General features: G+C 60.6%; 13 protein-coding genes and 3 pseudogenes. 9 read left to right on the forward strand and 7 right to left on the reverse strand.

Going from position 1 to position 15,594, the window contains the following annotated elements; translation table 11 throughout:
- From QM600_RS25915 to QM600_RS25950, 8 genes and pseudogenes are all read left to right on the forward strand, one after another.
- Nucleotides 1-224, forward strand: a pseudogene (locus tag QM600_RS25915) (MFS transporter); the annotation flags it as partial.
- Nucleotides 225-309: 85 nt separating this feature from the next.
- Complete coding sequence (locus tag QM600_RS25920; protein ID WP_283264589.1) at nucleotides 310-873, forward strand: helix-turn-helix domain-containing protein; 564 nt, start codon at nucleotides 310-312, stop codon at nucleotides 871-873.
- 104 nt (nucleotides 874-977) lie between these two features.
- Nucleotides 978-2,240: an amidohydrolase family protein gene (locus QM600_RS25925; RefSeq protein ID WP_283264590.1), complete on the forward strand. Its 1,263-nt coding sequence runs from the start codon at nucleotides 978-980 to the stop codon at nucleotides 2,238-2,240.
- Nucleotides 2,241-2,757: 517 nt separating this feature from the next.
- The gene (locus tag QM600_RS25930) at nucleotides 2,758-3,354 is read left to right on the forward strand and encodes a recombinase family protein (RefSeq protein ID WP_283264591.1); all 597 of its coding nucleotides are present in this window, start codon (nucleotides 2,758-2,760) and stop codon (nucleotides 3,352-3,354) included.
- A 98-nt stretch (nucleotides 3,355-3,452) separates the two neighbouring features.
- Nucleotides 3,453-3,995: pseudogene (locus QM600_RS25935) on the forward strand (recombinase family protein); the annotation flags it as partial.
- 891 nt (nucleotides 3,996-4,886) lie between these two features.
- On the forward strand, nucleotides 4,887-5,699 hold the full coding sequence (locus QM600_RS25940) for a helix-turn-helix domain-containing protein (RefSeq protein WP_283264592.1): 813 nt from the start codon (nucleotides 4,887-4,889) through the stop codon (nucleotides 5,697-5,699).
- Nucleotides 5,696-6,544 (forward strand): hypothetical protein, encoded by an 849-nt coding sequence (locus tag QM600_RS25945; protein WP_283264594.1) that lies wholly within the window; start codon nucleotides 5,696-5,698, stop codon nucleotides 6,542-6,544. The genes QM600_RS25940 and QM600_RS25945 overlap by 4 nt, the downstream gene beginning before the upstream one ends.
- 364 nt (nucleotides 6,545-6,908) lie before the next feature.
- Nucleotides 6,909-7,559, forward strand: coding sequence for a hypothetical protein (locus QM600_RS25950; protein ID WP_283264596.1), 651 nt, complete (start codon nucleotides 6,909-6,911; stop codon nucleotides 7,557-7,559).
- A 411-nt stretch (nucleotides 7,560-7,970) separates the two neighbouring features.
- On the opposite strand, the gene QM600_RS25955 is transcribed toward QM600_RS25950, so the two are convergent.
- The 6 genes from QM600_RS25955 to QM600_RS25980 all read right to left on the reverse strand — a co-directional run bounded on the left by QM600_RS25955 (nucleotide 7,971) and on the right by QM600_RS25980 (nucleotide 13,580).
- Nucleotides 7,971-8,711 carry a class F sortase gene (locus QM600_RS25955; protein WP_283264598.1) on the reverse strand — a complete coding sequence of 247 codons (741 nt, stop codon included), beginning with the start codon at nucleotides 8,709-8,711 and terminating at the stop codon, nucleotides 7,971-7,973.
- Nucleotides 8,712-8,717: 6 nt separating this feature from the next.
- The gene (locus QM600_RS25960) at nucleotides 8,718-9,974 is read right to left on the reverse strand and encodes an ice-binding family protein (RefSeq protein WP_283264599.1); all 1,257 of its coding nucleotides are present in this window, start codon (nucleotides 9,972-9,974) and stop codon (nucleotides 8,718-8,720) included.
- 429 nt (nucleotides 9,975-10,403) lie between these two features.
- Nucleotides 10,404-10,778, reverse strand: coding sequence for an Ig-like domain-containing protein (locus QM600_RS25965; protein WP_283264600.1), 375 nt, complete (start codon nucleotides 10,776-10,778; stop codon nucleotides 10,404-10,406).
- Between the two features lie 289 nt (nucleotides 10,779-11,067).
- On the reverse strand, nucleotides 11,068-11,445 hold the full coding sequence (locus QM600_RS25970) for a MerR family transcriptional regulator (RefSeq protein WP_283264601.1): 378 nt from the start codon (nucleotides 11,443-11,445) through the stop codon (nucleotides 11,068-11,070).
- A gap of 426 nt (nucleotides 11,446-11,871) precedes the next feature.
- The gene (locus QM600_RS25975) at nucleotides 11,872-12,582 is read right to left on the reverse strand and encodes a TetR family transcriptional regulator (RefSeq protein WP_283264603.1); all 711 of its coding nucleotides are present in this window, start codon (nucleotides 12,580-12,582) and stop codon (nucleotides 11,872-11,874) included.
- 104 nt (nucleotides 12,583-12,686) lie between these two features.
- Nucleotides 12,687-13,580 carry a hypothetical protein gene (locus QM600_RS25980; protein WP_283264604.1) on the reverse strand — a complete coding sequence of 298 codons (894 nt, stop codon included), beginning with the start codon at nucleotides 13,578-13,580 and terminating at the stop codon, nucleotides 12,687-12,689.
- Nucleotides 13,581-13,648: 68 nt separating this feature from the next.
- Between QM600_RS25980 and QM600_RS25985 the strand changes: the two genes are divergently transcribed.
- Nucleotides 13,649-14,314, forward strand: coding sequence for an Rv1157c family protein (locus QM600_RS25985; protein ID WP_283264606.1), 666 nt, complete (start codon nucleotides 13,649-13,651; stop codon nucleotides 14,312-14,314).
- 179 nt (nucleotides 14,315-14,493) lie between these two features.
- On the opposite strand, the pseudogene QM600_RS25990 reads toward QM600_RS25985, so the two are convergent.
- Nucleotides 14,494-15,108 (reverse strand): annotated as a pseudogene (locus tag QM600_RS25990) (IS6 family transposase); the annotation flags it as partial.
- Nucleotides 15,109-15,594 lie beyond the last annotated feature (486 nt).

Genomic DNA, 15,594 nt, shown 5'->3' on the forward strand with positions numbered 1-15,594 from the left:
CCGTTCGCTACACCGGCTTGGCCATCGGGTACACCCTCGGCACGCTCGCCACCTCTACTGTTCCGATCATCGCCACCTACCTCATGGACAAGACTGGCGCATGGCAGTCGATCGCCATCTACATGAGCATCACTGGCGTCATCTCGCTCGTCGCAGCGGCATTGATGAAGGAGTACTCGGATCCGGCGGCGCAGGAGATAGCCGAAACATCGTCCGTGCACTGACGCCGCGCTTCAGGAAACACAGTATCGACCTTGTATACTGTTAACAATCAGGTTGTTAACTCATTTGAATTGCAAGGGCGATATCGTGGAGCTCGAACCAGAACGAAAAGCATTGGGAATTCGGATCAGACAGTTTCGCAAGGCGCGAAAACTGTCGATCCGAAAGTTGAGTGAGCTCGCCGGAATCAGTCCGGCATTCATCAGCCAGATCGAAAACGGCCGAGCTAATGCCAGCATCCCGGTACTTCGACAGGTGGCCAGCGCGCTCGGCATCGCCTTCGTCGACCTCTTCGAACAGACCTCGATCGCGGGCAAAGTCCTACGAAAGAAGGACCGTCCTCAGGTGCCGTCGGATTCAGGGATACGAAGCTTCAGCCTCACCCGCCCTCCGCTACGCGAAGTAGAAGTCACAGTCTCCGAATACGAACCAGGCGAATCGTCAGGAGGAGACGACTACACCCACGGGGATTCACACGAAGTGCTCGTCATCCTGCGAGGAACCTTCCAGTTCAGGCTCGACGGAGTAGAACACACGATGCACCCGGGTGACAGCATCGAATACCGCACCACCGCCGCACACGAAATTCGGAACATCGGACCCTCCACGGGCGAAGCGCTCTGGGTCGTCAGCCCGCCCTCGGTCCCGTAACTGGACCTCACACCCTGGCGGTCCTCTCGTGGAGGCATCGGAACTGATTAGCCGTCAGTCGAACGGCCCACTTCGCTGCACATGACATGAAAGGTTTTGCAGCTATGCCCAATTCACGAGCTACTGGCCTGAAAATCTCCAACGTGGACGTCTATTCACCAAGCCCTTTGGGACGATGTGACGTCTACGTCTTCGACAAGAAAATTCTATCAATCGGCAATGAAACTCCTGATATTCCAGGTGTCGAATTCAGGACTCTCGACGGAACCGGCCTCGTTATGGTTCCCGGCTTCATCGACTCACACCTCCACTTCACGGGGGCCGGGAGCATCGGCGCAGGACCAGTCTCCCGCGAGCCTGATTTCTCTTTCTCGGAGATCGTCTCGTACGGCATCACCACTGCTGTCGGATGCCCGGGCGCGGACTACCTCTCGCGCTCGATGATCAATCTCTTCCAGAAGGCTCGCAGTCTAGAATCCGAGGGGCTGTCGACCTACTTCTGGTCCAGTGGATACAGCAACCCGTCGATCACACTGACACAGTCGTTGTCCACCGACATGCTGATCTGCGAGAAGGCCCTCGGCGCTAAGATCGCTATATCGGACTACATGGCACCGCCGTGGACCGCCGACGAACTCCACAGGCTGCTCTGGCAGGTCATCAGCGGATCACAGATGGCGGCCAAAAAAGGCGTCGTCCACGTCCACGCCGGTGTCCTGCCCGCTGCGATCGATGTCGTCAAGGAAGTTGTCTCTCGATACTCGTTCCAGGAAGGGGCGCACTGGTCCTCGATGCACGGCGGAGGTGGCAGTGTTGCCTCACACTTCCAGATCACCCATGTCAACTGGACGGACCGACTCCTCAAGGAAGCCACCGACTTCGCCATCGCGGGCGGTACTGCCGACGTGACTGCGGGCCTCTCACCGAACCACGGCAGCGAAGGCTCAGTGATTCCTTCAGAGGCCGTGATCCGCATGCTCGAAGCCGGCGTCCCCGACACCCAAATCACCGTCAGCTCCGACTCGGGCGGCAACATCTCACACTGCCACGGGCATGGCGAGGTCGACCTGATCCGGCTCCGACCTCCCCTGATCCTCGAGGTATTCCAGGAACTCGCTCGCACGGACTCCGTAAGTCTGGAAACCGCAGCCAAGGTCACTTCGACGAACGTGGCCGATCTCCACGGATGGACAGACAAGGGACATCTCGTTGCTGGTCAACGTGCTGATCTGTTGCTGTTCGGTGCAGATGACTTCGATCTGCGGCACGTCGTTCTCGGCGGTGACATCGTCTTCGAAGACAGCCAACCAGTCCGCCTCGGCCTGATGGAATCCGGCCGAGGCCTCATGGGTCCCGTGCACGCATAAGGCTCCACCCAAACGATCTGTGCACCGTCAGGGTCCGTCAATGCCACCGAACCCTGGCGGTACACAACACCGGAATCCCGAACCTCACCTATGACCGCGAACACAACTTCTCGCCTACGGCGCCGACTGCTCAAACCTGGACGATATCCAAACGCTGAGATGTCGATCTCGGCTCGGCGTTACGCGTCTTGAGCTGTGCAGGTATCTGTCCGCACTGGTCGGGCGATTTCCACCTAAGGCGCACCAGAGCGCTTCTGCGGGTTTGGGTGTGCGTTTTGACCATCCTTGGGTTCATGCGGTGATCGCAACACCACTGATCAGAGATGTTGCGATCACCGCATGAACCCAAGCATCGGCATACCGGACGATCGCAAACGGGCTTCTGTGTGAAATTGACGTGGACAAATTCTCGCACTTTCGTCCATTTTAGATGTCCTTTGAATTCGTCCGGTATGGCATAGTTTCCAGCGGACAGTTTGTGTGCAGGACGTCGTGAACAGCGAAAATCGGGAGTGCAATGAAGATCGGCTACGCGCGCGTGAGTACGGCGGCTCAGGATTCGTCGATTCAGGTCGGACTACTCGCCAAGGAAGGTGTCGACCGCGACCGGGTCTACGTCGATCACGGAATCAGTGGCCGGCAGACCCGGCGACCCGGACTCGACAATGCGATCAACGCTGCCCGCGAAGGCGACGTCTTCTGCGTGACCAAACTCGATCGACTCTCCCGATCGGCGAAGGACCTTCACGAGACGGTGGGACGACTCGCTGACAAGGGTGTGGCGTTGTCTATCGACGGGAAGATTTACGACCCCACCGACCCGATGGGCAAGATGTTCATCGGCGTCCTCGGGCTGATGGCCGAATTCGAGTCAGACCTGATCCGGAGTCGAACCAGGGACGCCGTGGCCGCGGCTGCCGCGGCCGGCAAGATGAAAGGCCGTCAGCACAAGCTCACGCCGGACGAGCGTGCGTACCTGTTGCAAACGTACGAGACCGGGCAGTTCAAGATCGAAACACTGTGCCGAAATACAGGTTTGAAGCGATCGGCGTTGTACGCGAACATCGAGTTGGCGCGCACCGAACGGGAAGCCGGAATGCTCCCGGCACTCTGAAACTAGCCGGAAGTCAGTCCGTCACGTCAACGCTCGACAGATCTCGTCGCGTTCTCCGTGCCAAATAATTCGGGGAAAAACGTGCCAAATAATTCCGAGAGTCACAGGGCTACGCGAGGGTCTCGACTACCGATCAGACTGTCGATCCGCAGAGCGACGCTCTCAGCGCTGCCGGCTGTTTCAAGGTCTGGACCGAAACCGCATCGGGTGCAACCACCACTCGCCCGCAACTGAGCGACCTGCTGTCGCATCTTCGCGACGGGGACACGTTGGTCGTCTGGCGCCTGGACCGGTTGGGTCGCTCACTCCCCCACCTGCTGCAGACGGTGGAGGATCTCGCCGCTCGCGGTGTCGGCTTCAAGTCGTTGACCGAAGCGATCGACACCACAACCTCCGGCGGAAAACTGATCTTTTCCATCTTTGGTGCTCTCGCTGAATTCGAACGCAATCTGATCCGGGAAAGGACTCAGGTCGGTCTCGCCGCGGCGCGGGCGCGTGGCCGCACCGGCGGCCGGCCTCCGAAGATGACGTCGACGAAACTCGCACAGGCGCAACGGATGCGGGAGAACGGAATGCATCTGACCGACATCGCCGAAATCATCGGCGTCGGGCGCACGACGCTGTACCGGCACCTGAAGTAAGTCACTACCACGGCTATTTCCCGAGCTCGGTGAGGACGACATTCAAGCACAGCGCACAAGTGGGAAGACTGTCTCAGAAACGTCAGACACACTCAAGTCGGCGTTGGAGAAGGTGAGACGGGTTTCTGAGACACATTACGATTCGACAACTGTTGCAGTCGATTTCGCTCCGGAACCATTTTCTACGGGCTGATGAACTGAACTCGCTTCTCCGGTCAAATGGTGGTGTCTCAGCTTTCGGTGTCTCGGCAACGGCCGAATGAGAGACGACCTGAAGTAGCGCATAACTATGCAAAAGAGGGCCGGGAGGCGGTCGCGTTCAGGATTCTGCTCTATGACTACGATCGAGTCGTCGGAGGAGATCCCGTCTTTGTTTGCGGAACACCAAGCCGCCTCAATAATTGGAGGTTGAGATTGTGAATCGTCAAAAGGGTGTCGCTGTAGCAGCTGCCGCAGTTGCGGTCGTCCTCGCCGGTTCGTACTTGGCGCTCACCAATCGAGGCCAGGACCAAACACCTCGAACAACGAACCCTACGACGGTTCAGCAGTACGACGATGGCGCGCCCCAAACCACGGAAGACTTCGAGAGAGATTCGAAAATGGGACGCAGCTCGAGGGACACCCCCGTGCCGGGGTCGAATACCAACGAGGATCAGCCAGGCGATTACACAGCAGGGTCGTAGCGGCACACTAGGGTTGCTACCTATCTGCAGGTGAGCGCCCCTCCGGGCCTTGTCGCTCGCAAACCTTTAAAAAAACTGTGGGAGGACTCGTGTCTCACCGATCGATGCCTCAGAATCGGCCGATTCAGAGACATGGAAGAAGCGGTTTCCCTCCGTGCAGATCTGCACTTCTTGACCTTGACGTTAGGTCATAGTTGACACTGGGAGCATGCAAATAGGTCAGCTCGCCGCCGCTGCCGACACCACACCGAGAACGGTCCGCCACTACCACCGCCTCGGACTACTGGACGAGCCACATCGCCGCTCGAACGGCTATCGCGAATACACGATGAGCGACGTCGTCCGTCTGATGCGCATTCGCTGGCTCGCGGACAGTGGAGTCCCCCTCGGATCGGTTGCCGCGATACTTTCCCAAGATGCGTCCGACGAGGACACCGACGATACGATCACCGATCTCCACGCACTGATCGATGTAGTGCATGCCGAGCACGCGAAGTTGGCGCGGCGGCTCGTCAAACTCACGTCGATGCTCGCTGATGTCGAAAACGGCCGTCCGATCTCCGCGCTGCCCTCAGATCTCGAAGGTGTGTTGGCTACCGCCATCGCTACTGCTCCAACGCCTGCGGTGCGTGCGGCACTCGAGCGTGAACGTGATCTGCTCGAAGTGCTCGCCATCTCCGGCAATGTGCCCGATGAGTTTCTGTCGTCGTATGCGGCGTCGATAGCCGACGATAAGCAGCGTTCCCGCTATTTTGCGTTTCTCGCCGAGTGGTCGAATTTGGCTGGGCGGACACCGGATTCGGCAGACACGGAGATCGAACTACTGTCCCGGAAGTTGATCGCGCAGTTCGAAGATGCAGGCACATTCACCGATATGGAGTCCGATTCCGCGCAATGGGGAGACGCCGGCATGCCGGTCTCACTCGACGATGTCATTCCCGATCCGGCTCAACGAGAGGTGGTCCTACGCGTGCAACGCGAGCTCCTGACCTTGACGGGATCGACAGAGGTCGCGGAATGAACATTCTCAGCGCCAAGGCTTTTCACCGGGTAACGCAACTGGTGACAGTGACTGTCCTCGCCGTCAATGCCGTCCTGCTCGCGATAGGCGTTCTCGCTCCCAGACAAGCGCTTTACTTGTTCGTCGCCGTCGAACTTCCCTTGGCCCTGCTTGTGATGCTCGGGTTCGCGGCAACTTTCAGAGTCCATCGACGCAGCGGAATCGGAAGATCAGAGGCAGTGTCTGCGACGTTCGGTGATTCACCATTCTGGCCGATGATTCGAGCGGAGATCCGTGCGTACACCTCGCTGTGGTTCTGGGCACGGGGCCGCGACACCGGCATCGAACCCGGCGGGCTCGCGTTCCGGTCGAGCCGCGGATCATTGGTCCTGCCCGCGGCGTTCGGTGTCGCAACCCTCATGGAGATCGGTGTGCTGCACTTCGTCCTCCCGTGGATGTGGCTTCGTGTCGTACTTGCGGTGCTGTCGGTGTGGTCGTTGCTGGCGCTGCTCGGATATCTGGCCGTTCACCGTGTGCATCCGCACTACCTGACCGATTCTCATTTCGTGGTGCGGCAGTCCGGCACGATCGTCGCGTCAATCCATCGTTCGGACATCACATCGGCAGCGCTCTCTCGCCGGCTTGCCGAGACCAATCCGATCATCGTCGAGGATCGGCTATACCTTCCCAATATGGACGGAACGAACGTCGATATCGTTCTCACTCAACCGATCTCGATTCAACTGCCCGCGATGCTGCCACGGCACCGTAAGACCTCATCTGTCGACTACGTGAGTGTGTACGTCGACGATCCTGCTGCGTTGGTGACCGAACTGCGGAAAAACGTGCTTCCTGCGTTGCCGTGATCGGTTCTGATTCAGGAGCTCCGATCACCGTGCCAACTGGTGCCAACTGGTGCCAAGCAAACCATGCAATGTCTCACGAATCACTGTCTCGGCAACGGTCGATTCCGAGACCGGCTGTACGGCGAGCACTCTCCACCGGGTCGCCCGTAACAATATGCATGTCCGGTACTTTTGCGAGTAGTTGCTTCGTGCTCTGCACTTCGTTCTCCCCTGGCTGAAACTCCGCGGCGCTCTCACCTCAGTCGCGTGAGTGAATCCCCCGAGGCTCGCGACGATCGATCCCCGTTCCATAACCGGCCGCCACGCACTGTTCGCGGACACGACCCTGCCATCTACGGGTGTCGTATAGGTGCATACTCCAGCCATGGATGTTGATTTCGACTTTTCCTGGTCACAGTTCCTCTGGAGCGTATTCACCTTCGTGGGCGTACCCACCATGATCGGCGCCGGCATCATCCGGTCGGCCTTGCTGTCAGAGCAGGCCGGACTGCAACACACCCCGGGCCGTGAGAGTTCGGCCGAGACATATACGGGCAGTGGCAGGTTGGGGCTGTGGGCAACCGGTCTGATCGCGTTTCCCCTGGGATTCCTGTCCTGTGTGGGTTGGCTGAGTTGGTCCGCCGACTACAAAGGAGAGTTCCGCGGCCCCGCACTACCGGCATCGAACCAGTTCCCCACCTGGCAAGTGATCGCCTGTGGAATAACGACGGTGCTGGTGTGTCTCGCCGCGGCTCACCTCTCTCGCTGGGCGATGGCCGGCGGGCTCGCCGCCGCCGCGGGCACGGCGGCAGGGTTCACAACCGCGTTCAGCGTGGACGCCAGCACCGATGTCACCGGCCAGGCAGGAGTGGCCGTGGTGCTCTCGGAGATCGGGTGGGGTCTCGCGCTGGGAGTGCTGATGCACGCTCGAGGTGCTCGTCTAGTTCACCGTCGCGGAGCGGTTGCCAGGGGTAGTGATGGTCGCAATAGAGGGTTCTCGCACAGGATCTGGCGTGGGATATCTGTTGTGCCGTGAAGATAATCCTGTAATCGGGGAATGCCGCGGTGACGGTGTTGGCCACCGCGAAACCGCCGATGGCTAGCAGGAGAAGGGCGCCTCCGCTGCCAGCCGGTGGCCAATCTGGTCAAGGCACCGCAGCGAGCACCGACCCCACGGCAAAGACCGTCACCGATTGCCCCGCAACTGATTCCGAGATCCTGGCTCATCGACAGCAGAACCCCCCACGGGAATGGTCTCGGTGAGCAGAGTGGCGAAGCCTGCTGTTCCCGGAGCCAATAGCCCGGCAAGGGGCAAACGAGGCACCGACCCGACAAACGTCAGGCTTCGGTTGTGGGCGATACCCCGCTCGATGCAGTTGCCCTTCTCGCAGCAACGGCCACAACACCGTCAACCGTCGAATCGCCAGTCCTAAAGGAGCTCAAAGCGTTACGGGCTGGAATCCATCGGTGCCCGCGCGGAGGCCGGTGCTGGAATGACCTCACCCGACGCACTCACTGTCTCGACCAGTGAGGTGTAGGCCACGACGTTGGATTCGTAGCTTCGGGTGACGGGATCGAACTCACCTCCGCATGTCACCAACTGCAGGGCACTGTATCCGTGTTCGCCGTAGACCTCTTCAGCGGGAAATTGTTCCTTCGGGTACGTGGCGAGGCGGGTGACCTCGAAGTGAGCGGTTGCACCGTCCGCCAACGTGACCTCCACCCGATCTCCGGCAGCGAGGGAATCCAATTGATAGAACACTGCCGGCCCGTCGAACGAGTCGACATGGCCCAGGATGACGGACGAGCCGGTGGTCCCCGGCGTAGGTCCGTATTTGAACCATCCAGGCTTTTGGTAGTCGAGCGGCACTTCCACGGTCTCGTCGGCGTTGAGCCCGAGTTCGATCAGCGTCTCGTCGACTCCGATCTGCGGGATTCGCAGCGAGATCGGTGCTGCGAGAGCCGATTCGGGCTCCACCACATCCGGCGAAATCGATGTGGTGGGCCCGAGCGACAACGGGGGTGCCAGTTGTGGCGAGCCGCCGCTGCCTCGAAGCCCAACTGCCAGCAGCAACGCTGCGGCGATGACCAGTAGAGCCAGAGCCAGTCCCCACTGCCTGGCTTTTCCACCACCTGATTCCGGTTCCGGATGCGGTTCGGGGTGTGGTTCTGGTTCGAGGCCCCTCATGAGCGGCTATTGCCCGTCGACAAGGTCGATGTGGTGGGCTGCGCCGCCCGCACCTGTTTCCGGATGGCCCTTCGGGATCACCGGCCCGCGTTTCTGGCCGGGTCCGCCCTGCTGACCGGGTCCGCCAGGTCCTTCGGGTCCGGGACTGCCGGGTCCTCCAGGGCCAGGTCCCTGAGGCCCGGGGCTACCGGGTCCGCCAGGTCCTTCGGGTCCGGGACTACCGGGCCCACCAGGTCCACCGGGTCCGCCAGGTCCTTCGGGTCCGGGACTACCAGGCCCACCGGGGAATCCTCCGGATCCTGAGCTACCGGGAAAGGGGATGGGAATCGGAATAGGGATCGGAATGGGAATCGGAATAATGGGACCGATGCTCGTGACGGGTGTCGTCGTAGTACTGACCGGCGTCGTCGTGGTGGTGACCGGCGTCGTCGTCGTAGTGACCGGCGTCGTCGTGGTGGTCGTGACATCCGTCGTTGTCGTCGTGGTCGTTGTCGTCGTGGTTGTGGTGGTCGTTGTCGGCGGCGGCCCACACTCCGGGCGGGTAATAGTGTTGGTATCCAAGCTCACCTGGCCGTTACGAGCCAACGCACGGCCGGAGATGGTCGAGCCTGTCTGCACCGAAATCGACGTCAACGCCATGATCGTTCCGACGAAGGTGGTGTTGGTACCGAGTGTGGCCGAGCTACCGACCTGCCAGAACACATTGCACGGTGAGGCGCCGTTGATGAGGGCGACAGTGCTGTTCGATGCGGTGATCAACGTCGATCCCGCCTGGAAAATGAACACGGCATTCGGGTCACCCTGCGCATCGAGGGTGACCGTGCCGGTCAACGCCATCGCAGCAGCTGTCTGATAGACGCCCGCAACCAGGGTTTGACCACCGAGATCGCTCGCCACCGTCGTCGCCGGCGTTCTGCCGGCGGCATCGTTGTAGGCAGTGGTCAGGTCCGATTGCGCCTGCAACGCCACCGCGTCGGCGACGTGTTGGGACCCGCTGATCACGGTACCCGGAGGAAATCCGGTCACAGCGCTGCCCGGACTGACCCCGAGGTCGCCGGAGATCACCGAGGGACCGGTGTTGGTGACCGTGGTCCCCGCCAACACCGCGAATGTTTCCGCAGTTCCCAGACCCACCGGTGGCTGCGCCGCCGACGCCTCCCTCGACGTCGCGAAGATGAGCATCACCGCTGCCAGGATGACGGCAACTGCCATCGTGAATCGACTGCCCTGCGACGGTATCCGGACGAATCGAGATGCTGCCATATACGTGCCCCTGCCCCTGGACTGGTCTAATCCGACGCCTGACCGTGACAAACCATTCGGTCGGAGTCAATAGACCGAAATAACCAGAGCGCAGATTTTCTCGCCCGCCTGCTTGTTCGGCCACCGTCGGCAAACGAAGGGCGTGCATTCCTTCACATTGTCGATTCTCACCCATCACCGTAGGTGAAACACCATTTCGGTGACAGGTTTACCGAGCGGGAAAAATGGGAAGAACGTCACGATGCCCGAGGCTGAATTTCACAACGAACAGCTCGCCGGTAATCGATCAGCAATCACCGCTGCTCACAAAATCTATACAAAGTGATTTTCGTCACAGTTGATCTCGGTGACGGCATCTCCCCCGATACGGCAGACGGCCGGGCCGGAACCGTTGCGTTCCAACCCGGCCGAATTTTCTAGCGTGCTAGGTCAGCTGCCCATCGACCCGGAGTTGCACATGTTGTGCGAACCACTCGATCCGAGTGATCCGAGTGATCCGAGTGATCCGAGCGATCCGAGCGAACCGAACGAGCCGCCTCCGCCGCCGTGAACGTCCACGACCACCGGTGCCGAGGTCGAACCAGCGAACGCGGGGGTTCCGGAGTAGATCGCGGTGATCGACTGATTACCGTTGGTTGTGAACGTGTACGACAACGTCGCAGTGCCGGTAGCGGAGACCGCGACCGGAGAACCGATGTTGACGCCGTTCTCCTGGAACTGCACCGTGCCACCATCGGGAATCGGGGCGACCGTCGCAGTGGCGCCCGCGAATTCCGCAAGTTCGGCGTCGATCAACACCTGCACGACCGGCTCGTCGCCGCACACCGCGCATGCGACATCAAAACCCGGCGTCGCGGGTTCACAATGGCTGCAATCTGATCGGGCGACGCCCGAACCTGGATCACCCTGATTCGGGCGAAGCCAGATGACGGCCATCCCTCACGTTGACGGACGCTTCCGCTGGTGTTCGGTTCGCATCCGCAACTCGAGCAGATCCGCGACGTTCGCACCGCCGCAACAGAATTCACGACCGAGGCCGACCGGTGAACACGACCGCGATCAGGACGTCTGCATTGTCGGAACCTGACCGGGGCTATTCGGGCGCGGCGCCGGCCCCGTTCTCCTGCTGCCGGTCGTGTTGGAGTTCGGCATTGATACGGAGAGCTTCGGCGAGTTGATCTTCGAGGATGATGATCCGGCACGCCGACTCCAGAGCCGTACCGTCCGCGACGAGCTCGTGGGCGCGGGCAGCGAGACGGAGTTGATAGCGGGAGTAGCGGCGATGCCCGCCGCCGGAGCGTTGCGGGGTGAGAAGTTTCGCGGCGTCGAGACTGCGCAGGAACGCTTGCCGGACACCGAGAAGCTCAGCGGCCTGGCCCATGCTGTATGCCGGGTAGTCTTCGTCGTCGAATTTTCCGGACAGTGCACTGCCGGGTACTTCTGCCTGAATGGGATGTCTTCTTTCGGTCAACGGACGGGACCCCCGGCGCCGTGAAGGCCGCCGGGGGTCTGGGTTGAACTTCCTTACACAACTGCACTCTTTCGAGCTGCCGGACTCAATTGCGCTGTCCGGTAGCCGCTCTCAAGGGGCTGCCGAGGCCACACACTCGAACACAACTTTTCGGCCTCGACGCTGCCCTGCCCTGCGGTACTGCTTGCGGGTAGTTCATTTCTCCCGCACCTCTTGATTTGTTCTTTTCGGTACGAGAGAAAACATACAACAGGTAAATGCGAATGTCTACCCCGGTCGCTACAGAAATTTTCCAGTGGTCTCAAGAGCTAGGCTGGTAGGCAGATACCGCGAGGTAGGTGCCGGAAACCGGCCGTTTTCGTCGCTATCGTGCGGGTTGTCCATGGCCGATCCCCCGATCGTGGTGGCGTATGGGATGTCAGTGTCTCAGAGGCATGGGTCGCCTGCGGTGATGATCAGTTCCGTCGCGAGTTTTGTGTTTCGGATGGCATCTCCGAGATCACGTATCCGGTGATGATTGCGCGCTGGCGCCGCGATTGCGGAGATGTGCGCGTCGAGGACGTCTTCGACGCGGGTCGAGAGGTTGACGTCTTCACGAAGAACCGCGGAGGCTTGGACGGCGCCGGTGAATCCTGCGCAGAGGTTCCAAGCGAGTCGGTGTGCGGCATCGGTGTCACTGATGTCGCCGGCCTCGTTAGCGCGGTCGACGAGCTCGCTGGTCTCATCTACCCACTGCATGTAGCTCTGATGGGCGCCGTCGATGGACGGTTCGAGAGTCAGTTTCAGCCCGGCTCGCAGGTTTGTATCCGATTCGAGTTGGCGTGCAAGGCTGCGGAATACCGTTGTCATTTGTTGGATGAGAGGTTCGCCGGCGGCGGCGGAGAATGCCTTGTGCACTGCGGTCGACCAGTCGCTGGCGAGCTGCTGCGCCATCGCTTCTTTGGATGCGAAGTGGAAGTACATTGCACCTTTGGTTGTTTCGGCGCCGGCGAGGATGTCGTTGATGCTGGCCAATGAATAACCTTCGGTGTCGAATCGGGTGGCTGCGGCTGCGAGGATCTTCGCTCGGGTTCGCAGTCCTCGAGGTTGCGGCCGGCGCGTAGTCGAGTGCGTGCGTCTGTCGAGATGCTCCGTCATGGCTGCAGATCCTTCACATCGTTGTTGCCCTGGTGATGTTGCTGCACTGCCGAGACCTCTGCCGTCCCCGTTGGTGATGACATCGGGCGCGGAGCCTGGCGTGATCAGTTCGCGGCGGCGAGTTGGTCGGTGTCACTGTGTTCGGATGCCCGCATGTCGAAGAGGGGTGGGTTATCGAATCCTGCTGCGCGGGCGGCGGTGTCGAATCTTTCGTAGCGCCGCCACGCGGTCGAGGTGACGACGGGAGGCGTCGAGTTCTGGGCGATTGCTTCCCAGGTGAGGGTGGGGTCGGCGAGTTTGCGTCGGGCGGTGTCTTTGACGTTGTCGGGAAGATCGGAGGTTGCAATGAACACTTCGAGTTCGGCAAAGAGATCCGGCTCGAGTGCAATGGCGGGCAAAGTGTTCGCCTGAATGTCAGTGTCGGCAACATCGAGGTCGGTGATTCGGTTGTCGGGTTGCATTTCATGTGTAGAGCTGTCGGCCGCATTGTCGGTGTTCGTCGGGCTTTGCGCGGTATCCATTACGGCGGCAAAGCCTGCTGCGGGTGCGTGGCTTCCCGGGGTTTGCGTGGCGTCCTCGCCGGCGGCGATGGTGGGGATGGCGTTGTGGTTGTCGATCTGCGTTCGGTAGTCGCCGTACGCGATGCCCGTGGCTTTGATCAAAATCCCGATGCCGTGCGTGAATGCCAGGACAAGCGCGGGCGGGATGACGGCGATGAGGGCCGCGATCGCGGGTTCGAGGGGTACGTATCCGACCTCTCCCCCGGTTGCGATCTGTGTGTGTGCGGCGGCTGCGGCATGGAATGCGTGGTAGGCGTTGCCGAGGATGCTGATCGCGACGACGCTGCCGGCGAGGGCGATGTAGAAGTCTTTGTCCCAGATACTGGTTTCGAGCTTGCTGAGGAAAACGATCGCGATGGTAGAGCCGAGGATTGCACTGTCGACGATGCCGGGAAAGATCCATGCAAGGTGTTTCGCGGACCTTTGCTTGTCGTACAAGGCGCGCCAGCACCGGACTACTACGCGCCGCCCAAACCAAAACGGACTGTTCGTATTACTATTCAGGCATGCACAAACGGATTGCAGGACTGATGGCGAGTGTCGGTGTTGTCATGGCTGTGACCGTCCCGGCTCAGGCCAACGCCCAACCGCTGGGCGACGTGGCGGCAGTATCGGCCGCGTTGCAGTCCGCAGCGATGCCGATCAGTACCCGAACTGCAGCGTCAGTCGCGACGACGCTCTCGCGGATCGCCGGCGGGGCTCCTCGATACAACTATTTTCCGAGGTCCGTGCACCTGGTAGAAGGACAGGCCCAGCCTTTCCTGTACGACACGGCAGCGGCCGATTGCCTGCCGAGCGGATTTGGCAGCGACAACTACTCGGTCGGCATTGCCCAAGCGATTGCGGGTCCCGCGGTCGACGAGAGTCTGCCGGTGCCGATCATCGCTCCGGGCCAGGTGAATGTGTTTTTCAGCGCCATGAACACGGCGATGTCCTCGCCCCGCCAAGCTGACCTGCTCGAGGTTGCGTGGGTGAATCTGAGCACCATGGCATCCGGACGGGCGCCGCTCCATCAGCAGCGCCCGGCTGACTACATCGTGACTCTGTCCAACACGCTCGACACGGGCCGAGGCACCGTCGTGTTCGTGGTTTTCGGTAGCGTGCTCGACAATACGAGCAATGGATTGCCGCCGTGCGACTTTGCGCCGGTGGTCGGCGTCGTCCAGACGTGACTGCGTCCAGGTTTCTGTGGAGCGCAGCGATTTTCAGTCTCGATTGAGTCGGGAACGTACGTCCGACATCTTGGCGTGTAGTTCGTCCTCACTAAGGGCACTGTCACGTTAGCCGAAAAGCGTTGCACTGAAACCTGTTTTGGACATGCTGTTCCGGCATACCGCCGGTCCGTTCACTTTCAGGCAGCGACGTTGGTCGCCGTGACGTCCTGCCAGACCGCGAACCGGCGGCCATCTCGGTACGCCATTTGAGTGCAGTGAGCCGGTGCCGGCCGGGCCGAAAATGCGGTGAGATCGAACTAAACACAGACAAGAACCGTTGCGCGTGTCCGACCGAGGTGAACCGTTTCATCGCCCGCTCCCGCTGCCGGGTCGGCTGATGGGAATTCTCGGCCCGGTTGTTCAAATACCTGGACCGGCGATGCTCGACAGAGGCCCGCAACTCGCGATGGGCGATGCCATAGCTGGTCAAATTGTCAGTGGCAATCACCCGCGGCACATACTCGGCACCTTTGAGCAGCCGGCGGAAGAATCGCTTGGCGGCGTTACCGTTTCAGCGCGACTGAACCAGCACATCAAGCACAGTGCCTTCCTGGTCGGCCGCACGCCACAGGTAATGCAGAGTGCCGTTGATCTTCGATGAAGACCTCGTCGAGATGCCATTTGTCACAGGGCCGAGACTGCCGCCCGCGCAGCCCGTTGCCGTAGGCCTGCCCGACTTTGGCGCACCACCGCCGGATCGTCTCGTAACTCACCACGACACCGCGTTCAAGCATCATCTCCTCGACTTCACGGCGGGTCGCGATGTTGCGCCCGCTGCGTGGGGTGGGCTGGCAGAGACTTTGACGACGTCGGTATAGATTTCACCGTTCCAATTGAATTTCCATCCGCAATAGCGCGAGTGGCACGCTACTCAGCTCCGATTTATGTCTGTGACGTCGAGTACCGCGAGTACGTCGGTGGCGGACTCAGACACCCGAGCTACAAAGGGCTGCGCAACGACAAATCGCCCGACGAGGTCGATCTCCCCGGTCGGCAATCCTTCATATCGGGATCTTGTTGAGAGCCTCGATTCAAAAGATCGGGAACACGAGCTGCTTGCCCGTCACGTGAAAAGCAACGTCGAGAACCACGGGCTGCTGTACACCCCGCTCGCCGACGTCGAGGATCTCGGTGACATCGACCGTCTTGTGCGAAACCTACAACAACGCCATGTATTACAAGCGGGGCTGCCCCCACATCGGTTGACTCCTGAACTGTGAGGATCCCTCGCAGTGAAA

The sequence above is a fragment of the Rhodococcus sp. IEGM 1379 genome (assembly GCF_030056815.1).
Taxonomy (GTDB): Bacteria; Actinomycetota; Actinomycetes; order Mycobacteriales; family Mycobacteriaceae; genus Rhodococcus_F.